We start from the raw sequence: 18,502 nt of genomic DNA on the forward strand, positions 1-18,502 counted from the left end.
ATCATACTGGCGCAGTACGTTACCGTTCAACCATTGATCACTGGCGGTTTAGCTTTTGATTTTTCGATAGATAAAAAGAACAATAAGAGAGCCGATTATCGAAAAAATAAGGCTTTTAATGTTAAAACCGGTCACAGTGGCAATGCCCATTAACTGGCTGACATAGCCGCCAATTACCGCACCCACAATACCCAAGATAACTGTGATGATAAAACCACCTTCATCTTTTCCGGGCATAATCCATTTTGCCAAAATACCGACAATCAAGCCCAGAATGACCCAAGAGAAAATGCCCATATTACTGCCTCATAAAAGAAAGAATGACCTTGCTAAGTATAGTGTGTCTGTATTGATAGCAAGTGCAATTGTGATAATAATCTTGGCGACTATTTTAGGTAGGTCATGGTTTTAACTCGCATGGCGTGAAGGCGGCTTTATCCCATTAGTGGCTGCCTTACACAACTATCACATGTTCAATTTGTTGTACAAGTTATGTTGGCATTGTATACTTGTACTGTAAATTGTACATATTGGAGGTTCTATGAGAATCGTATCCTTTACTGAAGCTCGTAACAGCTTGAAATCAGTACTTGATTCAGTTGTAAACGATGCAGATACAACCATCATTACTCGTCGTGATGCGGATGATGCAGTTGTAATGTCCCTCGATTATTATAATAGCCTGATGGAGACAGTGCACTTGTTGCGGTCTCCCGCGAACGCAGAGCATTTGAACCGTTCTATAGCTCAATTTAAAGCTGGTCGAGTCACGCCGCGAGAGTTGAAGGATGAGTGAAAGGTTATTGTGTTCGACGGATGAGTCTTGGGATGACTATGTTTATTGGCAATCTCAGGATAAGAAAACGCTAAAAAGAATCAATAAGTTAATTACTGATGTTAAACGCACTCCGTTTGAAGGCATTGGTAAGCCGGAGGCCTTGAGAGAAAATCTGTCAGGATTTTGGTCTCGCCGTATAGATGATACAAACCGTTTGGTCTATGCAGTTGATGATCTATCAATTACTATTATTTCTTGTCGTTATCACTACCAAGCGTAAACCAAAATGAGGGGTGATACCCATACAAGTATTGATAAGGTATGTGCATTCATTACGTGAATTTTATGCCCATTTCAAACCGCTACGTACGTAAGCGCGTACGGTATGTCTGGTAGCTAAATGTGCAGAAGCCAAATCTTTTGGATTTAGCGGGGAAGGCGATCATCTCGCCGCTCAATACGGTTTTCTATCTTTTGCAGCGCAGACTTACAGCGTTGTAACCGCCCTTCATACGCTGCAATTTCCTGCTGTAAGGCCTTTTGTTGAACCAGTGTTTCACAGCGGTTTAAGTTTGACTCTTTAACGCGGATCATATCGGCTAAACGGCGCTCATACTCTTGATGCTTGGCCAGTTCCGCATATACGTCAGCATAGTTTTTATGGCTGAATGCGGGTTTGGAACGTACATTTTCCTGCCGGCGCAAAGTTTGGGTAGAGAGTTCGCGCTGTAGCGCGGTAAATTGGGCGGTAATGGTATCGGCCAAAAAGGTGGCTTGTGCTGTTGTTTTGGCATGATCAAGCTGATCAAGATTAGCCGCCAGCTCTTTTACACAATCGGTTAAACGCGGGCTATAGCATTTAAACAGCGTTTGGGCAAAGCGCGGGGCATTGGGCAGCTTTTTATCGGCGGCAGTGGCTGACTCTTCAAGTTGTGCCAGTGCCTGCCTAAAACGTGCGGTAATTGACATATTTCACCCGATTAATATTCTACATGGCGGTGAAAAGGGGGCAGCGCATCAAGCAGCGCTTTTCCATAACGGCGGGTAATCACCCGTCTATCAAGCAGTACAACCCGCCCCTGATCATCTTCAGTACGGATTAACCTCCCGACAGACTGTATCAGTTTACGGCTTGCCTCCGGTACAGCAATTTGCAAAAACGGGTTACCACCTTTGTGCGTAATATATTCGGCATACGCCTGTTCTAACGGCGAAGTTGGCACGGCAAACGGTAATTTGGTAATGATTAAATTGGTTAGATAATCACCCGGTAAATCAAGCCCTTCAGAAAAACTGCCTGTTCCCAGCAGAATACTCGGTTTTTTTCCATCGCACTGCATTTTATGCAGAGTCAGCAGAGCATCACGCGAAGCCTCACCCTGAACTAGCAGGCTAAAACCCTGTGCCCGCAAGCCTTCTGCAACCCGATTCATCTGCCAGTATGAGGCAAATAAAATCAAACTCGCTTGCTGATTGGCAAGATACGTAGGCAATTCGGTAATTAATGTGTCAGTGTACTGCTCATCGGCAGGGTCTATTTTCAGATCGGGGATTAACAGCACACTGTTGTTCTTATAATCAAACGGTGATTGCAAACTCAGGTGTGCCACATCATCGGCCTTGCCAAGGCCGGCTTGGCGGCAAAAATAGTCAAATTTTCCTAATGCGCGTAAGGTTGCCGAGCAGAGTATCGCGCCCGCACAGCGGCTCCAAAGCAGGGCATCTAATTTACCGCCGCTTTCAAGTGGGGATACTGCCACAATAATATCGTGTGATTCAGTATCCGTGGCTATCCAGCGGGCAAATGGCGCATCAGCAGGGTGATCCTCTTTGCTCATGGCTGCCCAGCAGCGGTCGAGCAGTGCGGTGCGCTCAAGATACGGTGAGAATTCAGCCAGTAAAGGCTCAACTCGGGCACTTAATGAGGCATCGTTGCGCACCAGTTCGGTGGCTTGATCAAGCAAAATACCGAGCGTTTGATTGGCTTTTTTGCACTGAATTTTTAAGTCACTGAATAAAGGTTGTAACCCTTCTGGCACTTCACCCAAGGGAAAACGCCAGATACCGTCGGCATTAAACTGGCTTTCTGCCTGTTCGATAACCTGCATTAGCTGGCGTAATGCGGGAATGATCTCTGTCAGGGCAGAGCGCAGGCGGTTAACTAACTCCTGCGCGCGTGCCGTGGTCAGAATAGTCAGTAATTTACCAGCATGCTGATTGAGCTTCTCAACCCATGTTCCGCTTTGGCGCAGGGGTAGCTGTACTGCAAAAAACTCACGAGCTACATCGGGAAGATGGTGCGCTTCGTCGATAACAAACAAGGTATTTTCAGTTTCGGGTAAAATTGCGCCGCCCCCGAGATCTAAATCAGCCATCAGTAAACTGTGGTTGGTGACAATCACATCGTGGGTGAGCAAATCGGAGCGGGCACGCTGAAACGGGCATTGGCGGTGCTGTGAGAGCGAAGCATTGCAGTGATGCCGTTCAGAAACCACCTGTTGCCAGATATAGTCTGGCACCGGTTCTGGCAAACTATCACGATCTCCACTCCACGAACCATCTTGTAGTGCTGTATTCATCCGGCTGATAATTGCCAAATCTTCAGCCTGTGGTGGTTTTTCCCACAAGGCCAATTGCCCTTCATCCGCCACACTTTGCGCCACTTTATGCGCGCAGCAATAACGTCCACGACCTTTTGCTAATGTGTAATGAAACGGTAACTTACTGTAGGTAGCATAAAAGGGTAAATCCTTATGAACTAACTGTTCTTGTAGGGCTACGGTTGCTGTGGAAATGACCAGCTTTTTATTATTGGCTTGTGCGTAGGGAATGGCTGAAACCAGATAAGCCAGAGATTTACCAATGCCAGTGGCTGCTTCTGCAACTAAAATACGCGGCTTTGGTGCATGTTCACCTGCCAGTGTTTTGGCAATTTCAGCAATCAGTTTAAGCTGCCCTTGGCGTGGTTTAAAACCGGGCAGCGCATCTGAAAGTGCGCGATACACATTACGAATAGTAGCTTTGGTTTCAGGATTTAGCATTAAGAGGCTCCATAATCAGTAGCCTGATTCTACCAAAAAGTGAGATATATCACGCTGCTTAAATCAGGTTGGCTGTTGCATACAGGTAAAATTTTGGGGATGGTTCTACTTTTGAATGAATATGTGAAGCACCTCACGATTGATTCAGTGTTGCTATTAATGGGCTATTTTATAGTTTAAAAAACGAATAAGTAGCATATTAAGTTGAGTTTTGCGGTATTTTTCAGGATATAAATCTAAAGTTATTTGTTTTTGTGTTTTTTTTAGTGAAAAATATTGCATTAAGCGTTTCTGATAAAGTTCAAAAAAAATGAAGTTTTTATGATAAGGCTCGGGCGTTTAATGCAGTGTTTTGGCTCTATCCAAATGAAATATAAACGAAAAATTTGATTTCAGGTGGGGGTTTGACAGGAAAAATCCTTTCTGTCAGCATTAGCCGCGAATCAAAATCAAGTTGCTTGCTTAGCCTTAAAGCGGGCGACAGGGAACCTCCGGTGACGGTAAAAATACCGCGCTGAGATATAAAAACTAACCAAAGAAAAGGCAGTGGATTAAATACTATGAAAAAGACAATTCTGGCACTAGCAGTACCAGCTCTGCTGGCAGCTGGCGTAACTAACGCAGCAACTGTATACAAAAATGATGACACTTCTATCGACCTGAAAGGCTCTATCCGCCTGCTGGCTGAAGAAGGTGCGCGTCGTGATGCTAACCTTGGTGATGACGGCTCTCGTATTGGCTTGGGTATCAAGCACAATCTGGGCAACGGTCTGACAGGTCTGGGTTACATCGAAATGGGTTACGATACCCAGAAGCAAGAAAGCACCAGCGATAGCCCGATTAAAAACCGTCAAGCTTATGCCGGTCTGTCTTTAGACGGCGTGGGTACACTGACTGCGGGCCGTATCACTGCTCCGTTTGATGATGTTGCGCTGTCTGACTACACCTGGACTTACGGTGGTGTAATGGATTTCGGCAAAATGGCTGACAGCAAAGATGCAGGTCCATTTGGCAACAAAAACACCTTCCTGGCACGTACTTCTAACTCTGTGAAAGTAGAGTCAGCGGAGATGAACGGCTTTAAAGCTGCCGGTTCTTACACCATGCAAACGGGTGAAGCGTACAACAACGTTGATAACGCATACACCTTGGCAGCATTCTACACCTCTGATTTCGGTCTGACTTTCAACGCGGGCTACGGCCACGGTAAGTCAAACGGTGGTTTCTCAGAGAAAGACAAAGACGGCAAGTGGGTACCAAGCAGTTATAAAAACTCTGCTGATGCAGATATTTGGGGCATCGGTACTCAGTACGAAATCGCTGATTTTGCTATCGCACTGGACTACGGTCAGGCGAAGCTGGATTACAACTCTACTGGTAAAGATACAGCTAAAGTTGACTTGCTGGGTGTGGGTGTGAAATACCAAGTGATCGAGCAGTCTAAAGTTTATGCGGGTTACTATGGCCGTGATTACACCGACTTTAAAAACTGGGATCGTCATGATCTGTATGTAGTGGGTGTGGATTACGCTTACACCAAGAATGTGGTAACTTTCTTAGAATATGCGCATGATGACTACAAATATGCTGATAGCGTGAAAGTTAATTCTTCTGACATGAAGAACGATGACCGTATCGGTCTGGGCTTCCGCGTATACTTCTAATTTGAAGTTATACCCAGTATGTAAAAAAACCGGTGCTTGCACCGGTTTTTTATTGCCTGCTGAACGCGGCTTTTGGGTAATATCCCCACTGTTTGTCGGTTGTTGTATTTTGATTTTTGGCGCTAGAATGAGCCGGTAAAACAGGCGTGATTTTAGCGCGCTATTTCAGTGATCATCAGCACAGGAGCCAGCATGGAAAGCGGTTTTAAAGATCCCCTCAATATTGGGTATGTCTTGTTGTTTTTACTGGTGTTTTGTATTCCTTTGTTGCCGGTATGGTTTGGCTGGTTAAAGGTGTTGGCGTTACACCCCTGAGCGTGAATAAAACGGTGCAGGGTGTAAAAAACAGGCAGGGGATTATGCGTTGGTTTTATCGGATCAGTGGTTGTCTGGCTGTGATACTTGGGGCAATTGGCGTGGTGCTACCTCTGCTGCCGACTACCCCTTTTTTACTGCTGGCTCTGGCCTGTTTTGCCCGATCATCCCCGCGTTGCCACGATTGGTTAATGTACCGCTCTCCGTTTGCCTCTTTGCTGCAACAGTGGCAACACAATAAAACTATTCCGAAAGCTGCCAAATTACGGGCGGTGTGTTTCATTCTGTGCAGCTTTACCGTATCAATAGTGTTTGTACCGCTGATTGCGGTAAAAGTGGCTCTCGCACTGCTATGCGGGGTTATTTTGTGCCTGTTTTGGCGCATTCCCGCGAGTGTATAATTTGATTAGCCTATAACCCTGTGTATAGTCGATCAAATAATCAATCAGGTGATCTGCATAAACATAAACATAAACAGATATAACCTAGATTAAAATAAAAGCATAAAAAAAGAGACGCTGACTGTGAAGGCCGCGTCTCTTTTTTAGTTGTTTTGGTTGTTGTAGCCTGTTGCGGTTTGCTTAAATTATGCCGAGTGCTCTTGTGTCATGCGGTGCAGCAGTGGTGCAGTGGCAATCATCAGCACAGCAATAACGGCGGTAGCAATACCAATTTGCAAAAAAACATGCCCATAAATATCGAGCGAAACCAGTGGGTTTTTCACATCACCCGGTGTTGCCGTTAAACTGGCTACATAGCCTGCAATAACAGACGCTCCGGCAGAGGTTAAGAACCATGCGCCCATGATAAAACCCATCAAACGTTGTGGTACAAGTTGAGCAACCATGGCAAGGCCTAACCCTGAAATCAGCAGTTCGCCGACACTTTGCAGGAAATAACTTAAAATAAGCCAGTTAGCTGAGACTAATCCGGCTGCATTGGCATAGCGGGTGCTGAGATACAAAATCAAAAATGCACCAGAGCAGAGCACCATGCCGATGGCAAATTTATGCGGCATCGGCAGTTTATCACCCATACGGTGATAAATAACGGCCAATACAGGGCTGGCAACCATGATCCAAAACGGGTTGAGTGATTGGAACTGCTCAGGTTCTACATTAATGCCAAACAGGCTGTGTACCGTGTTGTGAATGGCAAAGAAATTGAGCGATAACGGCATTTGGCTGTACAGCACAAAGAAAATAACCGCTTCGAGCATCAGTACAAAAGCCACAATCATTTTACGGCGTGCGGTATTTTTCAGTGCAAAAGTTTCACGGATAAAGATAAATACAATACCCATAGAGACCAGTGCCAACGCAATGTGGGCAATCAGAATATGTTCCAAAACCCAGCTTGATACCAGTGAAGCTACAACAGTGCCAATAATCACCAGCAGAAGGTTACGACGATCAACCGGTTTGAAATCGGGTTTTGAACCATACTCTTTCACCCAGCCTTTCATCATTAGAAAGTTAATGATGGTAATCAGCATACCTATCACACTGAGCGAAAAGGCGATATTCCAGCCATAACGGTTGGCTAAATACGGCGTAGCCAGCATAGAGATAAATGAACCGATATTGATGGACATATAATAGAGCGTAAATGCGCCATCAAGCCGGGGATCATCCTTGTCATAGCACTTGGAAAGTAGCGAAGAGGGGTTGGCTTTAAATAGCCCGTTACCGACAGCAATGGTTCCCATACCAAGGTAAATCCACGTGATGTGGGTGGTCGAGAAGGCTATCATGGCGTAACCGAGCATGAGTGTAATTGCACCCAGAATAATCAGGCGCTTTGTGCCGAGGATTTTATCCCCCAACCAGCCACCCACAGCAACCAAACCGTAAACCAGCGCGATGAAAGAGGAAAACAGTGCAAATGAGTGGGTTTCAGTCAGCTTTAACTCTTGAACTAAGTAAACAGCAAGAATGCCCTGTAGCCCGTAAAAACCGAAACGCTCCCACAATTCGACCGAAAATATGAGATAAAACGATTTGGGTTGTTTGAGTGATTCAGTGATCGACACGTTAACCTCTGTATGAATTATTGTGTTTTGCAAGATGCGTAATTTTTTTTAGACACTCTCGTTTACACGTCTGTGAGGTAAATCACAACCCATTGCAAAATCATGTTACAAAACAGCAAGGTAAAAAGGTTAATGATGTTTATATTTTGAATGAGTTGTTTGTTTTTATGGGGTTAAATCATCAGGAAAGAGAATTGATGTGATAAAAGCTTAGCTGCTCTGCGTAAGATATGAGCATCGGGTTTAAGATTTAATTTAAGGCGTTGCATTTCACGTCAGCTTTGACTAAATTCTGCACTTTTGAGATTTTCCCTCTGCGCAATTGGCAGGGTAAGCCTGATTCTCTTTTTTGTTGTATAGGGATGTAAGCACAGAAGATGCGAACACAAAAAGAGATTTTGCTCTGCCTTGTAGATAGTATTGCCAGATTCCCTCTGTACTGCGGACGACACTAAATTATGACCGAACAAGCACGCCAACTGGTTAAAGAGAGCATTAAAACCATTGTAGACTACCCAAAGCAGGGCATCCTGTTCCGTGATGTCACCAGTTTGCTGGAAGTACCGGAAGCATTTGCAGCCAGTATCCGTTTGATTGTTGAGCGTTACCGCGATCAGGGCTTCACCAAAGTGGTGGGCACAGAAGCACGTGGCTTTTTATTCGGTACTCCGGTAGCACTGGCACTGGGTGTTGGTTTTGTACCCGTACGTAAGCCCGGCAAACTGCCGCGTGAAGTTATTGCGGAAAGCTATGCGTTGGAATACGGCACAGATACTCTGGAAATGCACATTGATGCGATTGTTCCGGGTGATAAAGTGCTGGTGATTGATGATCTTTTGGCTACCGGTGGCACAATTGAAGCTACTGCAAAACTGATCCGTCGTCTGGGCGGTGAAGTCACTGATGCTGCGTTTATCATCAATCTACCTGATTTAGGCGGTCAGCAGCGTTTGGAAGATATGGGCATTAAAACCTTCAATCTGGTTGATTTTGCTGGCCATTAATAGCAGACAATGCATAAATCTGCCATTCATGTTATGAGTGTGCAGTGTAATCTGTTGAATACCACATTTTGATACGGGCCGGCTTGCTGGCCCGTTCTCTTTTCTGAAACGGGTCTCCCTCTTTTCTGTATTGTGCTTTTTCTTTTTCTTTTGAATATGCCAACAGTCTGATTTTCCGCGCAATGTTGCCAGATAGCGGCTGAATTCTGTAATCAACGCTGCTGTTGTGCTACTATTTACGTCTGTTTCCCTGTATTCCGGTTCCGATGAGTTATCAGGTTTTAGCCCGTAAGTGGCGTCCCCACACCTTTAATGCTGTTGTGGGTCAGGAGCACGTACTAACAGCCTTAGCGAATGGTTTATCGCTCGGGCGTTTGCATCATGCCTATCTGTTTTCTGGTACGCGCGGAGTGGGTAAAACCACCATCGCCCGCCTGTTTGCCAAAGGGTTAAACTGTGAAACCGGGGTTACTTCTACCCCTTGTGGTGTCTGTGATACCTGCCGCGAGATTGATGAAGGCCGCTTTGTTGATTTGTTAGAGATTGATGCGGCATCACGTACCAAGATCGAAGACACCCGTGAACTGCTTGATAATGTTCAATACACGCCGGTGCGTGGTCGCTTTAAAGTCTATCTGATCGATGAAGTGCACATGTTATCGCGTCACAGCTTTAATGCACTGCTCAAAACGCTCGAAGAGCCGCCTCCGTATGTGAAGTTTTTGCTGGCAACAACTGATCCGCAAAAGCTACCAGTCACTATCTTGTCGCGCTGTTTGCAGTTCCACCTTAAAGCGCTGGATGTCGATCAAATTCGTGGTCAGCTTGAGTATGTGCTGAAAGCCGAAGCTATCCCGTTTGAGCTGCGTGCGCTTTCGCAACTGGCGCGTGCCGCCGAAGGCAGCATGCGTGATGCGCTGAGTCTGGCTGATCAAGCTATTGCCATGAGCAGCGGTCAGGTGACCATTGAGGGTGTCAGCCAGATGCTCGGCTCACTGGATGCTGACCAGCCGTTGGCACTGATTGAAGCGCTGCAGCAGGCTGATGGTCAGCAGGTTATGCTACAGTTGCAGCAGGCTGCCGAACGAGGCACTGATTGGGAAGCCTTGCTGGTGGAAACCAGCGCTATTTTGCACCGTATTGCAATGGCACAGATGCTATCCGGCACAATTGACGATGCCGATCCGCATGCCGTGCGTTTGCATACTCTTGCCCGCACGCTTGCCCCACAGGATGTGCAGCTGTATTACCAAACACTGCTGATGGGGCGAAAAGAGTTGCTGCTCGCCCCTGATCGCCGCAGCGGTGTTGAAATGACATTTTTACGTGCGCTGGCATTTCATCCCGCACAGGTTGCTGCACAGCTAAACAAGGTAGCACCCTTTGGCGCAATGGCGGCGGCCAGTGAACCACAGATGCCGGTCTTGGCGGCAACACCTGCGGCACGGGTAAGTGCTATCCCGAACCATGTTCCGCGTCGGGTAGCATCTGCTGCGCCGCGTCAGGATATGGCGCAACGCGCTTTGGCACCGGTCGCGCCCTCGGTGAGCTCTCAGCCTGCGGTTTTTGAACCATCAGCCTCAAGAGTGAGTACCGATGCTGAATACGCGCATCCGGCCGAGGCGGGTTTGCCTTCAGGCTCGGTGTTTGATTCTGCCAGCGAACCTGCCGGTTTTATTGGCAGTGCAGATGATACGGGTGCAGATAATACCGGCGCAGATCATGCGGGTTATCCGGATAATGCAGATCGACTGAATGAGCACCGAGGAAACAGCCCAGAATTTTCACATCCGCCACATGCTTCGGTGTCTGTGAGTGATGCTGCACCAGAGCCTGCGGGAGTAAGCTCTCCGGCAATGCAGGCGTTGCAAGCACGTGAGCAGTTGCGCTCTCAGCGTCAGCGTACCGAGGGCAACGCGCGCACAGACGCCGGAGGTTTAGCAAAAAAAGCTGAGCCGGTTGTAGCAGCAACGCTGCGGCCGGCAAAGAGTAAGCCTTCACCGTTAGAGCGTCTGGCACTTGCGGGGGAGCAACGAACTCAGCAATCGGATCAGCGGCAGGTTGCTAATGCCCAAGTACCGGTGTTGGCTAAAAAGAAAAAAGAGGCTTACCGCTGGACAGCGCAAAACCCCGAGCTGGAAACCAATGATGTTGTGACACCTGATCAGTTGCGCAGCTCACTTGAACATGAAAAAACGCCAGAGATGGCGTTAAAGTTGGCGAAAGAGGCGAGCGAACGTGACCCTTGGTCGGCACAAATAGAAACACTCGGTGTGGCTAAATTAGTAGAACAAGTGGCGTTAAATTCTGTCAAAGAGGAACTAAGTGCTGGGCAGATCCGCCTGTTATTGCGCTCTTCACAGCGGCATCTGAACTCTGACCGGGCAAAAGAGCAGTTAACCGAGGCGCTGAGCCAGCAAACCGGTTTGCCTATCGCGCTTGAAATTGTAGAAAGTGATGATAAAACACAGCTTACCCCGCTAGAGATTCGACAAGTTATCTATGAAGAGAAGCTGGCTCAAGCACGGCAGTCATTGCAGGAGGATGCGCATATTTTGCAGTTACAGCGTCTTTTTGCGGCCAGTATAGATGAGAGCAGTATTCGACCACTGTAGTGCTATATCCCCCATTTGCGGTTTGAAGTTTACCGTGTAAATGTTGAATAATGGGTGGAATAAGTTATTTTGTGCTGTGTGAATGCAGTAAATAAGATTTTTATGGGAAAGCATGCGGTAAATCTGCTTTCCTTGTGACATAAAATTGAATCAAATAGTCTGTATGCCGATATCGGCTCAACCCAAAAGAAAAGAGAGAGCGCTATGTTTGGTGGTGGAAAAGGTGGTCTTGGTAACCTGATGAAGCAAGCCCAGCAAATGCAAGATCGTATGCAGAAAATGCAAGAAGAGATCGCGCAGCTGGAAGTTACCGGTGAGTCGGGTGCGGGTCTGGTTAAAGTAACCATCAACGGTGCGCACAACTGTCGTCGTATCGACATCGACAGTAGCCTGATGGAAGATGATAAAGAGATGCTGGAAGATTTGATTGCTGCGGCATTCAATGATGCGGCACGCCGTATTGAAGAGACTCAAAAAGAGAGAATGGCACAAGTGACTGGCGGTATGCAGTTACCACCGGGTTTTAAAATGCCATTCTAAGCGTGTTTTGCCTGTTAGCGTATTTTAATCAGTGTGATCTGAATGCTGGTTATTTGCGGCAACAATTACGGTAACAGGGCAATAAACACAGGTAAAACGGTTAACCTCAACGCCCTGATTGCAGGGCGTTGCTAATATAGGTTTATACATGGCAAATTCTAGCCCTCTTTTAGATACCCTGATGGATGCGCTGCGCTGTTTACCCGGTGTCGGGCCAAAGTCAGCACAACGCATGGCATTTCAGTTGTTGCAGCGGGATCGCAGTGGCGGTATGCGCTTATCACAAGCGCTGTCGCGCGCTATGTCAGAGATAGGGCATTGCCGTGATTGTCGTACGTTTACCGAAGAAGATGTGTGTGCTATCTGCACCAATCCTCGGCGGCATAAAAGCGGCCAGATTTGCGTGGTTGAAAGCCCTGCGGATATCCATGCCATTGAACAGACTGGGCAATACTCAGGCCGCTATTTTGTGCTGATGGGGCATTTGTCGCCGTTAGACGGTATTGGGCCGGATGATATCGGGCTCGATCGGCTAGAAGAGCGTTTGCGCACCGAAACGATCAATGAAGTGATTTTAGCCACCAACCCAACCGTAGAAGGTGATGCCACCGCCAACTTTGTTGCCGAAATTTGTGCTATACACAATGTCATGGCCAGCCGAATTGCCCACGGTGTACCAGTAGGTGGAGAGCTAGAGATGGTTGATGGTACAACGCTTTCCCATTCATTAGCCGGCCGTCATCCGTTCAAATATTAAGCGCCGCGATTACCACCAAATGCCATAAATATGTGCAGGTTTGTCTTAATTTCATCAGGGAAGCAGAAAGCTTCCTTTTTTTGCACTTGAAAACAGTTTGTGTGCCCCCATCTATCTGAATATCACTTTTATTTTGCTATCTGTTGATACGAGGATTTGCACAATGACCCAAAATACAACTCAGGATTCTTCCCTTAAAGCACAGGAAACCCGTGGTTTTCAGTCTGAAGTAAAGCAACTGCTGCAATTGATGATCCACTCACTGTATTCCAATAAAGAAATTTTCTTACGTGAGCTGATCTCAAACGCCTCTGATGCGGCGGATAAACTGCGTTTTCGGGCGCTGTCACAGCCTGATCTGTATGAAGGCAATGGTGAGCTGTGTGTCCGCCTTTCGGTAAACAAAGAGGCCGGAACGATTACCATCAGTGATAACGGTATTGGTATGACCCGTGCTGATGTCATTGATCACTTGGGTACCATTGCAAAATCAGGTACTAAAGCATTTTTAGAGTCAATCGGCTCTGATCAGGCCAAAGATAGCCAGCTTATCGGCCAGTTCGGTGTGGGTTTCTACTCTGCATTTATTGTGGCTGATAAAGTTACCGTACGTACGCGTGCAGCCGGTGTAAGCGCTGATCAGGGCGTATTCTGGGAATCAGCCGGTGAAGGTGATTATACCGTTGCCGATATTACCAAAGCCGATCGCGGTACTGAAATCACCCTGCATTTACGTGCCGATGAGCATGAGTTTTTAGATGACTGGCGTTTGCGCTCTATCATCGGTAAATACTCTGATCATATCAGCCTGCCGGTTGAAATTCAGAGCCGTGAGCAGAACGAAGATGGCAGTGAAGGCGATCTGAAGTGGGAGAAAATCAACAAAGCGCAAGCCTTGTGGACCCGCAACAAAGCCGATGTGTCTGACGAAGAGTATAACGAGTTTTATAAGCATATCTCGCACGACTTCTCTGACCCGATGAGCTGGAGCCACAACCGTGTTGAGGGCAAGCAGGAGTACACCAGCTTGCTGTATATCCCAGCACATGCGCCTTGGGATATGTGGAATCGCGACCACAAGCACGGTCTGAAACTGTATGTACAGCGCGTATTTATTATGGATGATGCCGAGCAGTTCATGCCGACATATCTGCGCTTTGTTCGTGGTCTGATTGACTCTAATGATCTGCCGTTGAACGTTTCACGCGAAATTTTGCAAGATACCCGTATCACCCAAAGCTTGCGCAGTGCTTGTACTAAGCGTGTGTTGCAGATGCTGGAAAAACTGGCAAAAACCGATGCCGAGAAGTACCAGACTTTCTGGAACGAGTTTGGTCTGGTGATGAAAGAGGGCCCGGCAGAAGACAGCGCGAACAAAGAGACTATCGCAAAACTGCTGCGCTTTGCTTCCACCCAAAATGATAACGATGTTCAAAATGTGGCGCTGGCCGACTATGTCAGCCGCATGAAAGAAGGGCAGGAGAAGATCTACTTTATCACTGCCGATAGTTACGCCGCTGCCAAGAACAGCCCGCACCTTGAGTTGTTCAACAAAAAAGGCATTGAGGTTCTGCTGTTATCCGAGCGTATTGACGAGTGGATGATGAGCTACCTGACCGAGTTTGACGGCAAACAGTTCCAGTCTGTGACTAAAGCAGATCTAGATCTGGGCGCGCTGGCAGATAAAGAAGAGGAAGAGAAGCAGAAGGAAGCCGACGCTGAATTCACCTCTTTTGTTGAGCGTGTGAAAGGTTACCTGGGCGAGCGCGTGAAAGATGTACGCCTGACCCACCGTTTAACCGGTACGCCGGCACTGGTTACAACCGAGTCAGATGAAATGACGACTCAAATGGCTAAACTGTTTGCTTCTGCAGGTCAGAAAGCCCCTGAAATCAAGTATGTGTTTGAGCTAAACCCTGAGCATATGCTGGTGAAAAAAGTGGCTGATACCAGTGATGAGCTGCAATTTAACGAGTGGGTTGAGCTGCTACTAGAGCAAGCTATGCTGGCAGAGCGCGGTAACTTAGAAGATCCAAGCGCCTTTATCCGCCGCATGAACCAGCTGTTAACCGCGTAATGTACGCAGTAGTATCCGTGGTATAAAAGCATAACAGAGACCTGATATGCATCAAATTTAGCCACCGTATTAACGCCGCTTGTCTTTGTACTGGCGGCGTTTTATTTTGTATTTATTGCTTAAATATTCAACATAATCTGGTTTTTATTGCCGGAAGCACGGCGATAACAGGTGCTGATCTTGAGTTTGGCGCTGAGTCAGTGTTATGGTTTATCCCTAAAAAAATTATACCCTTCATTATTATCTTGAATTCTAAGAGAGAGGAATCATCTATGCGTATTATTCTGCTCGGTGCTCCGGGTGCAGGTAAAGGCACTCAAGCGCAGTTCATCATGGAGAAATACGGAATTCCGCAAATCTCAACCGGTGATATGCTGCGTGCTGCGGTAAAAGCTGGAACCGAGCTGGGTTTACAAGCGAAAGCAATCATGGATGCAGGTCAGCTAGTTACTGATGAGCTGATCATCTCTTTGGTCAAAGAGCGTGTAGCGCAAGAAGATTGCCGTAACGGTTTCTTGCTTGATGGCTTCCCGCGCACGATTCCACAAGCTGATGCAATGAAAGAGGCCGGTATTGCGGTTGATTTCGTACTGGAATTTGATGTGCCTGATCAGGTTATTGTTGATCGCATGAGTGGCCGTCGGGTACATCCGGCATCAGGCCGTGTTTACCACGTTGTGTACAATCCGCCAAAAGTGGAAGGTAAAGATGACGTGAGCGGTGAAGACTTGATTATCCGTGTGGATGATGAAGCTGAAACCGTACGTAAGCGTTTAGCCATTTATCATGACCAGACCGAACCTCTGGTGGCTTATTACAATAAAGAAGCCGATGCAGGCCAGACCCGTTATTTCAAATTAGACGGTACACGTAACGTTGATACCATCAGCCAAGAGTTAGCGACTATTCTGGGTTAATACTCGATACGCGCTAAAATGGCAGAATAGCGTTACAAAAAGATAATAAAAGGTGGCTTAGCCACCTTTTTTGTATAGCCAGTTTAGAGTCTGAATTCATCTATTGTACCGGTGAGTTAACCTGTAGCGGGGTGGATACAGCCTCTATTTTTAGCATAAGGAGCGGCGATTGATGGCTCAGAAACAGTATGGGGTGTTGCTGGTTAATTTAGGCACGCCGGATGCACCCACACCGGCAGCGGTAAAACGCTATCTGGGTGAGTTTTTGCATGATAAGCGGGTAGTTGATCTGAGCCGCTGGCTCTGGTGCCCGTTACTGCATGGTGTGATCCTGCCGATTCGTGCGCCTCGGGTAGCAAAGCTGTATCAGTCGGTATGGCGTGATGACGGCTCTCCGTTGCTGGCATTCTCCCGCCAACAGCAGCAGGCGCTGTATTCTCAGTTTCAGCAGCAGGGGCATGATATTCCAGTTGAACTGGCAATGACCTACGGCAACCCTTCGTTATCGCACGCTCTTGATCAGCTGCAATCAAAAGGGGTTACAAACCTTGTGGTGCTGCCGCTGTTTCCACAATATTCAAGCTCTACCACTGCTGCTGTGTGGGATGGCCTGACAAAAGCACTGAAAGGCCGCCGAAATATACCGGCTATTCGTTTTATTCGTGACTATCATGATCATCCGCTCTACATTGCGGCACTGGCAAAAAGTATCCGCCAGCACCTGCCGCAACTGCCGGATAAACTGATCTTTTCGTATCACGGGATTCCACAGCGTTATGTGGATGAGGGCGATCAGTATGCCGCCCAATGTCAGACCACTACCGAGCAGGTTGCACAGGCGTTAGGGTTGGCAGAAACACAATATCTGCATACCTATCAATCACGGTTTGGGCGCGAAGTTTGGTTACAGCCCTATACTGATCATACGCTTAAAGCATTGCCTAAGCAGGGCGTTAAGACACTGGGTGTAGTGTGTCCGGCATTTTCTGCCGATTGTCTGGAAACACTCGAAGAGATTACCGAGCAAAACAGAGAGATCTTTTTGCATGCAGGGGGCGAGGTGTTTACTTACGTTCCGGCACTGAATGCCGATCCTGCACATATCGTGCTATTGCAGTCTTTAGTGCACCACGAAATAGAAAATTGGTAGCAGATTAGTGCATTAGGATTCATTCTGTTTACACTATTTTGTGATAGAATTCGCGATATACGCTGATTGTCCACAGCCTTTTCTGGATCTGAACGATGAAATTTCCCGGCCAACGTAAATCAAAACACTATTTTCCTGTCAGTGCGCGCGATCCTCTACTGATTAATCAAATGCGTGCAGCAGAGAGTGAAGTCAGTACCGCGTATGTGGTCGGTATCGATCAAACGTTGGTTGATATTGAAGCCCGTGTTGATGAAGATTTTTTGTCGCGTTATGGGCTGAGTAAAGGGCACTCTTCGGTTATTGAAGATGCCGTTGCTGAAGCGCTGTACCGTGAATTAAAAGATCGCAGCCTGATTACGCATGAATTTGCGGGCGGTACGATTGGCAATACCCTGCACAATTACTCGGTACTGGCTGATGATAAATCAATCATGCTGGGTGTGATGTGCAGCCGTATCGAAATTGGTGGTTACGCTTACCGCTATTTGTGCAACACCTCAAGCCGTTTGGATCTGGATTATCTGCAACCGGTAGATGGCCCGATTGGGCGCTGCTTTGCACTGATTTCTGAAAACGGCGAGCGCACGTTTGCCATCAGCCCCGGCTGTATGGATCAGCTGCACCCCGATAGCATTCCGGAAGAGGTTGTTGCCGGTGCTTCAGCACTGGTGCTGACATCCTATCTGCTGCGTTGTAAACCGGGTGAGCCGATGTCAGAAGCCACCTTGCGCGCCATTGAGTATGCGAAAAAGCATGATGTGCCAGTAGTACTGACTCTTGGCACAAAAATTCTGATTGAAGAAAATCCACAATGGTGGCGTGATTTCCTCAAAGAAAACATCTCTATGGTAGCGATGAATGAAGAGGAAGCGGCGGCATTAACCGGGATTGAAGATCCACTAGCGGCATCAGATAAAGCGTTAGATTGGGTTGATCTGGTGCTCTGTACTGCTGGGCCAGTGGGTCTGTATATGGCCGGTTACACTGATGAAAGTACGTTACGCCAAACACAGCATCCACTGTTGCCGGGCGTTATTCCTGAATTTAATCTGTACGAATTCAGCCGCCCGATGCACCGTGCCGCCTGTGTAACGCCAAAACGTATCTACTCACATATCTGCCCGTATATGGGTGGGCCTGAGAAGATCATGAACACCAACGGGGCAGGTGATGGTGCACTGTCAGCTATTTTGCATGATATGGCAGCCAACCACTACCACCGCAGTAATGTGCCGAACTCCAGTAAGCACGCCTGTACCTTCATGACATACTCCTCACTGGCACAGGTATGTAAATACGCTAACCGTGTGAGTTATCAGGTATTAAACCAGCACTCTCCGCGTTTAACCCGTGGCCTACCTGAGCGTGAAGACAGTCTAGAAGAGTCTTATTGGGAACGATAAACCCTCTTTTTGACAAAGAATGTCCATTAAGCCGACAGGAAACTGCCGGCTTTTTTTATGCATAGGAATTTAGAGCTGAAACGTTACCACTAGTTGATATGCAGTGTTTTTTATGACTAACACGATGCTTTTAACTATTAAAAGCGGAAAATATGCTATTTGCATGCTAAAAATGCCGCCGTAATCAAGATGCCCCAAATGATGTA

Annotated in this window: 17 protein-coding genes; 13 read left to right on the forward strand and 4 right to left on the reverse strand. The window is 47.1% G+C overall.

Annotated elements, in window-relative coordinates:
- Positions 1 to 48: 48 nt before the first annotated feature.
- On the reverse strand, positions 49 to 297 hold the full coding sequence (locus AC1HDJ_RS07955; RefSeq protein ID WP_479534861.1) for a GlsB/YeaQ/YmgE family stress response membrane protein: 249 nt from the start codon (positions 295 to 297) through the stop codon (positions 49 to 51).
- A gap of 244 nt (positions 298 to 541) precedes the next feature.
- Here AC1HDJ_RS07955 and AC1HDJ_RS07960 point away from each other — a divergent pair, with 244 nt between their 5' ends.
- Positions 542 to 796, forward strand: coding sequence for a type II toxin-antitoxin system Phd/YefM family antitoxin (locus tag AC1HDJ_RS07960; RefSeq protein WP_479534863.1), 255 nt, complete (start codon positions 542 to 544; stop codon positions 794 to 796).
- Positions 789 to 1,058: a Txe/YoeB family addiction module toxin gene (locus AC1HDJ_RS07965; protein WP_479534864.1), complete on the forward strand. Its 270-nt coding sequence runs from the start codon at positions 789 to 791 to the stop codon at positions 1,056 to 1,058. Before AC1HDJ_RS07960 ends, AC1HDJ_RS07965 begins: the two co-directional genes overlap by 8 nt.
- 146 nt (positions 1,059 to 1,204) lie before the next feature.
- Here the strand turns inward: AC1HDJ_RS07965 and priC are convergent, their stop codons facing one another.
- Both priC and dinG read right to left on the reverse strand, forming a co-directional pair.
- Complete coding sequence (gene priC / locus AC1HDJ_RS07970) at positions 1,205 to 1,747, reverse strand: primosomal replication protein PriC (RefSeq protein ID WP_479534866.1); 543 nt, start codon at positions 1,745 to 1,747, stop codon at positions 1,205 to 1,207.
- Between the two features lie 11 nt (positions 1,748 to 1,758).
- Positions 1,759 to 3,819 carry an ATP-dependent DNA helicase DinG gene (dinG, locus tag AC1HDJ_RS07975; RefSeq protein WP_479534868.1) on the reverse strand — a complete coding sequence of 687 codons (2,061 nt, stop codon included), beginning with the start codon at positions 3,817 to 3,819 and terminating at the stop codon, positions 1,759 to 1,761.
- 560 nt (positions 3,820 to 4,379) lie between these two features.
- On the opposite strand from dinG, the gene AC1HDJ_RS07980 reads away from it, so the two are divergent.
- From AC1HDJ_RS07980 to AC1HDJ_RS07990, 3 genes are all read left to right on the forward strand, one after another.
- Positions 4,380 to 5,483, forward strand: a complete 1,104-nt coding sequence (locus tag AC1HDJ_RS07980; protein ID WP_479534870.1) for a porin — start codon at positions 4,380 to 4,382, stop codon at positions 5,481 to 5,483.
- A gap of 192 nt (positions 5,484 to 5,675) precedes the next feature.
- Positions 5,676 to 5,798 (forward strand): hypothetical protein, encoded by a 123-nt coding sequence (locus tag AC1HDJ_RS07985; protein ID WP_479534872.1) that lies wholly within the window; start codon positions 5,676 to 5,678, stop codon positions 5,796 to 5,798.
- Between the two features lie 44 nt (positions 5,799 to 5,842).
- On the forward strand, positions 5,843 to 6,199 hold the full coding sequence (locus AC1HDJ_RS07990; RefSeq protein WP_479534874.1) for a YbaN family protein: 357 nt from the start codon (positions 5,843 to 5,845) through the stop codon (positions 6,197 to 6,199).
- Positions 6,200 to 6,384: 185 nt separating this feature from the next.
- On the opposite strand, the gene dtpA is transcribed toward AC1HDJ_RS07990, so the two are convergent.
- Entirely contained in the window at positions 6,385 to 7,866 is a 1,482-nt protein-coding gene (dtpA, locus tag AC1HDJ_RS07995) for a dipeptide/tripeptide permease DtpA (RefSeq protein WP_479537052.1), read from the reverse strand.
- A 422-nt stretch (positions 7,867 to 8,288) separates the two neighbouring features.
- Here dtpA and apt point away from each other — a divergent pair, with 422 nt between their 5' ends.
- From apt to AC1HDJ_RS08035, 8 genes are all read left to right on the forward strand, one after another.
- The gene (gene apt, locus AC1HDJ_RS08000; protein WP_479534876.1) at positions 8,289 to 8,834 is read left to right on the forward strand and encodes an adenine phosphoribosyltransferase; all 546 of its coding nucleotides are present in this window, start codon (positions 8,289 to 8,291) and stop codon (positions 8,832 to 8,834) included.
- A gap of 266 nt (positions 8,835 to 9,100) precedes the next feature.
- Positions 9,101 to 11,449 carry a DNA polymerase III subunit gamma/tau gene (gene dnaX / locus AC1HDJ_RS08005; RefSeq protein WP_479534878.1) on the forward strand — a complete coding sequence of 783 codons (2,349 nt, stop codon included), beginning with the start codon at positions 9,101 to 9,103 and terminating at the stop codon, positions 11,447 to 11,449.
- A 204-nt stretch (positions 11,450 to 11,653) separates the two neighbouring features.
- A complete protein-coding gene (locus AC1HDJ_RS08010) occupies positions 11,654 to 11,989 on the forward strand; it encodes a YbaB/EbfC family nucleoid-associated protein (protein ID WP_438623058.1) in 336 nt (111 codons plus the stop codon).
- 148 nt (positions 11,990 to 12,137) lie between these two features.
- Entirely contained in the window at positions 12,138 to 12,746 is a 609-nt protein-coding gene (gene recR, locus AC1HDJ_RS08015; protein ID WP_479534881.1) for a recombination mediator RecR, read from the forward strand.
- A 163-nt stretch (positions 12,747 to 12,909) separates the two neighbouring features.
- A complete protein-coding gene (htpG, locus tag AC1HDJ_RS08020; RefSeq protein WP_479534883.1) occupies positions 12,910 to 14,823 on the forward strand; it encodes a molecular chaperone HtpG in 1,914 nt (637 codons plus the stop codon).
- A 272-nt stretch (positions 14,824 to 15,095) separates the two neighbouring features.
- Positions 15,096 to 15,740 (forward strand): adenylate kinase, encoded by a 645-nt coding sequence (gene adk, locus AC1HDJ_RS08025; RefSeq protein ID WP_479534885.1) that lies wholly within the window; start codon positions 15,096 to 15,098, stop codon positions 15,738 to 15,740.
- A 172-nt stretch (positions 15,741 to 15,912) separates the two neighbouring features.
- Positions 15,913 to 16,890: a ferrochelatase gene (gene hemH, locus AC1HDJ_RS08030; RefSeq protein WP_479534887.1), complete on the forward strand. Its 978-nt coding sequence runs from the start codon at positions 15,913 to 15,915 to the stop codon at positions 16,888 to 16,890.
- A gap of 95 nt (positions 16,891 to 16,985) precedes the next feature.
- Positions 16,986 to 18,296 (forward strand): inosine/guanosine kinase, encoded by a 1,311-nt coding sequence (locus tag AC1HDJ_RS08035; protein ID WP_479534889.1) that lies wholly within the window; start codon positions 16,986 to 16,988, stop codon positions 18,294 to 18,296.
- Positions 18,297 to 18,502: the final 206 nt, after the last annotated feature.

Source organism: Plesiomonas sp. ISS29 (assembly GCF_056522795.1).

Bases quoted from the DNA above. Each gene is read 5' to 3' on its own strand.
- AC1HDJ_RS07955 (WP_479534861.1), bottom strand. From the start codon at position 297: ATGGGCATTTTCTCTTGGGTCATTCTGGGCTTGATTGTCGGTATTTTG.
- AC1HDJ_RS07960 (WP_479534863.1), top strand. From the start codon at position 542: ATGAGAATCGTATCCTTTACTGAAGCTCGTAACAGCTTGAAATCAGTA.
- AC1HDJ_RS07965 (WP_479534864.1), top strand. From the start codon at position 789: ATGAGTGAAAGGTTATTGTGTTCGACGGATGAGTCTTGGGATGACTAT.
- priC (WP_479534866.1), bottom strand. From the start codon at position 1,747: ATGTCAATTACCGCACGTTTTAGGCAGGCACTGGCACAACTTGAAGAG.
- dinG (WP_479534868.1), bottom strand. From the start codon at position 3,819: ATGCTAAATCCTGAAACCAAAGCTACTATTCGTAATGTGTATCGCGCA.
- AC1HDJ_RS07980 (WP_479534870.1), top strand. From the start codon at position 4,380: ATGAAAAAGACAATTCTGGCACTAGCAGTACCAGCTCTGCTGGCAGCT.
- AC1HDJ_RS07985 (WP_479534872.1), top strand. From the start codon at position 5,676: ATGGAAAGCGGTTTTAAAGATCCCCTCAATATTGGGTATGTCTTGTTG.
- AC1HDJ_RS07990 (WP_479534874.1), top strand. From the start codon at position 5,843: ATGCGTTGGTTTTATCGGATCAGTGGTTGTCTGGCTGTGATACTTGGG.
- apt (WP_479534876.1), top strand. From the start codon at position 8,289: ATGACCGAACAAGCACGCCAACTGGTTAAAGAGAGCATTAAAACCATT.
- dnaX (WP_479534878.1), top strand. From the start codon at position 9,101: ATGAGTTATCAGGTTTTAGCCCGTAAGTGGCGTCCCCACACCTTTAAT.
- AC1HDJ_RS08010 (WP_438623058.1), top strand. From the start codon at position 11,654: ATGTTTGGTGGTGGAAAAGGTGGTCTTGGTAACCTGATGAAGCAAGCC.
- recR (WP_479534881.1), top strand. From the start codon at position 12,138: ATGGCAAATTCTAGCCCTCTTTTAGATACCCTGATGGATGCGCTGCGC.
- htpG (WP_479534883.1), top strand. From the start codon at position 12,910: ATGACCCAAAATACAACTCAGGATTCTTCCCTTAAAGCACAGGAAACC.
- adk (WP_479534885.1), top strand. From the start codon at position 15,096: ATGCGTATTATTCTGCTCGGTGCTCCGGGTGCAGGTAAAGGCACTCAA.
- hemH (WP_479534887.1), top strand. From the start codon at position 15,913: ATGGCTCAGAAACAGTATGGGGTGTTGCTGGTTAATTTAGGCACGCCG.
- AC1HDJ_RS08035 (WP_479534889.1), top strand. From the start codon at position 16,986: ATGAAATTTCCCGGCCAACGTAAATCAAAACACTATTTTCCTGTCAGT.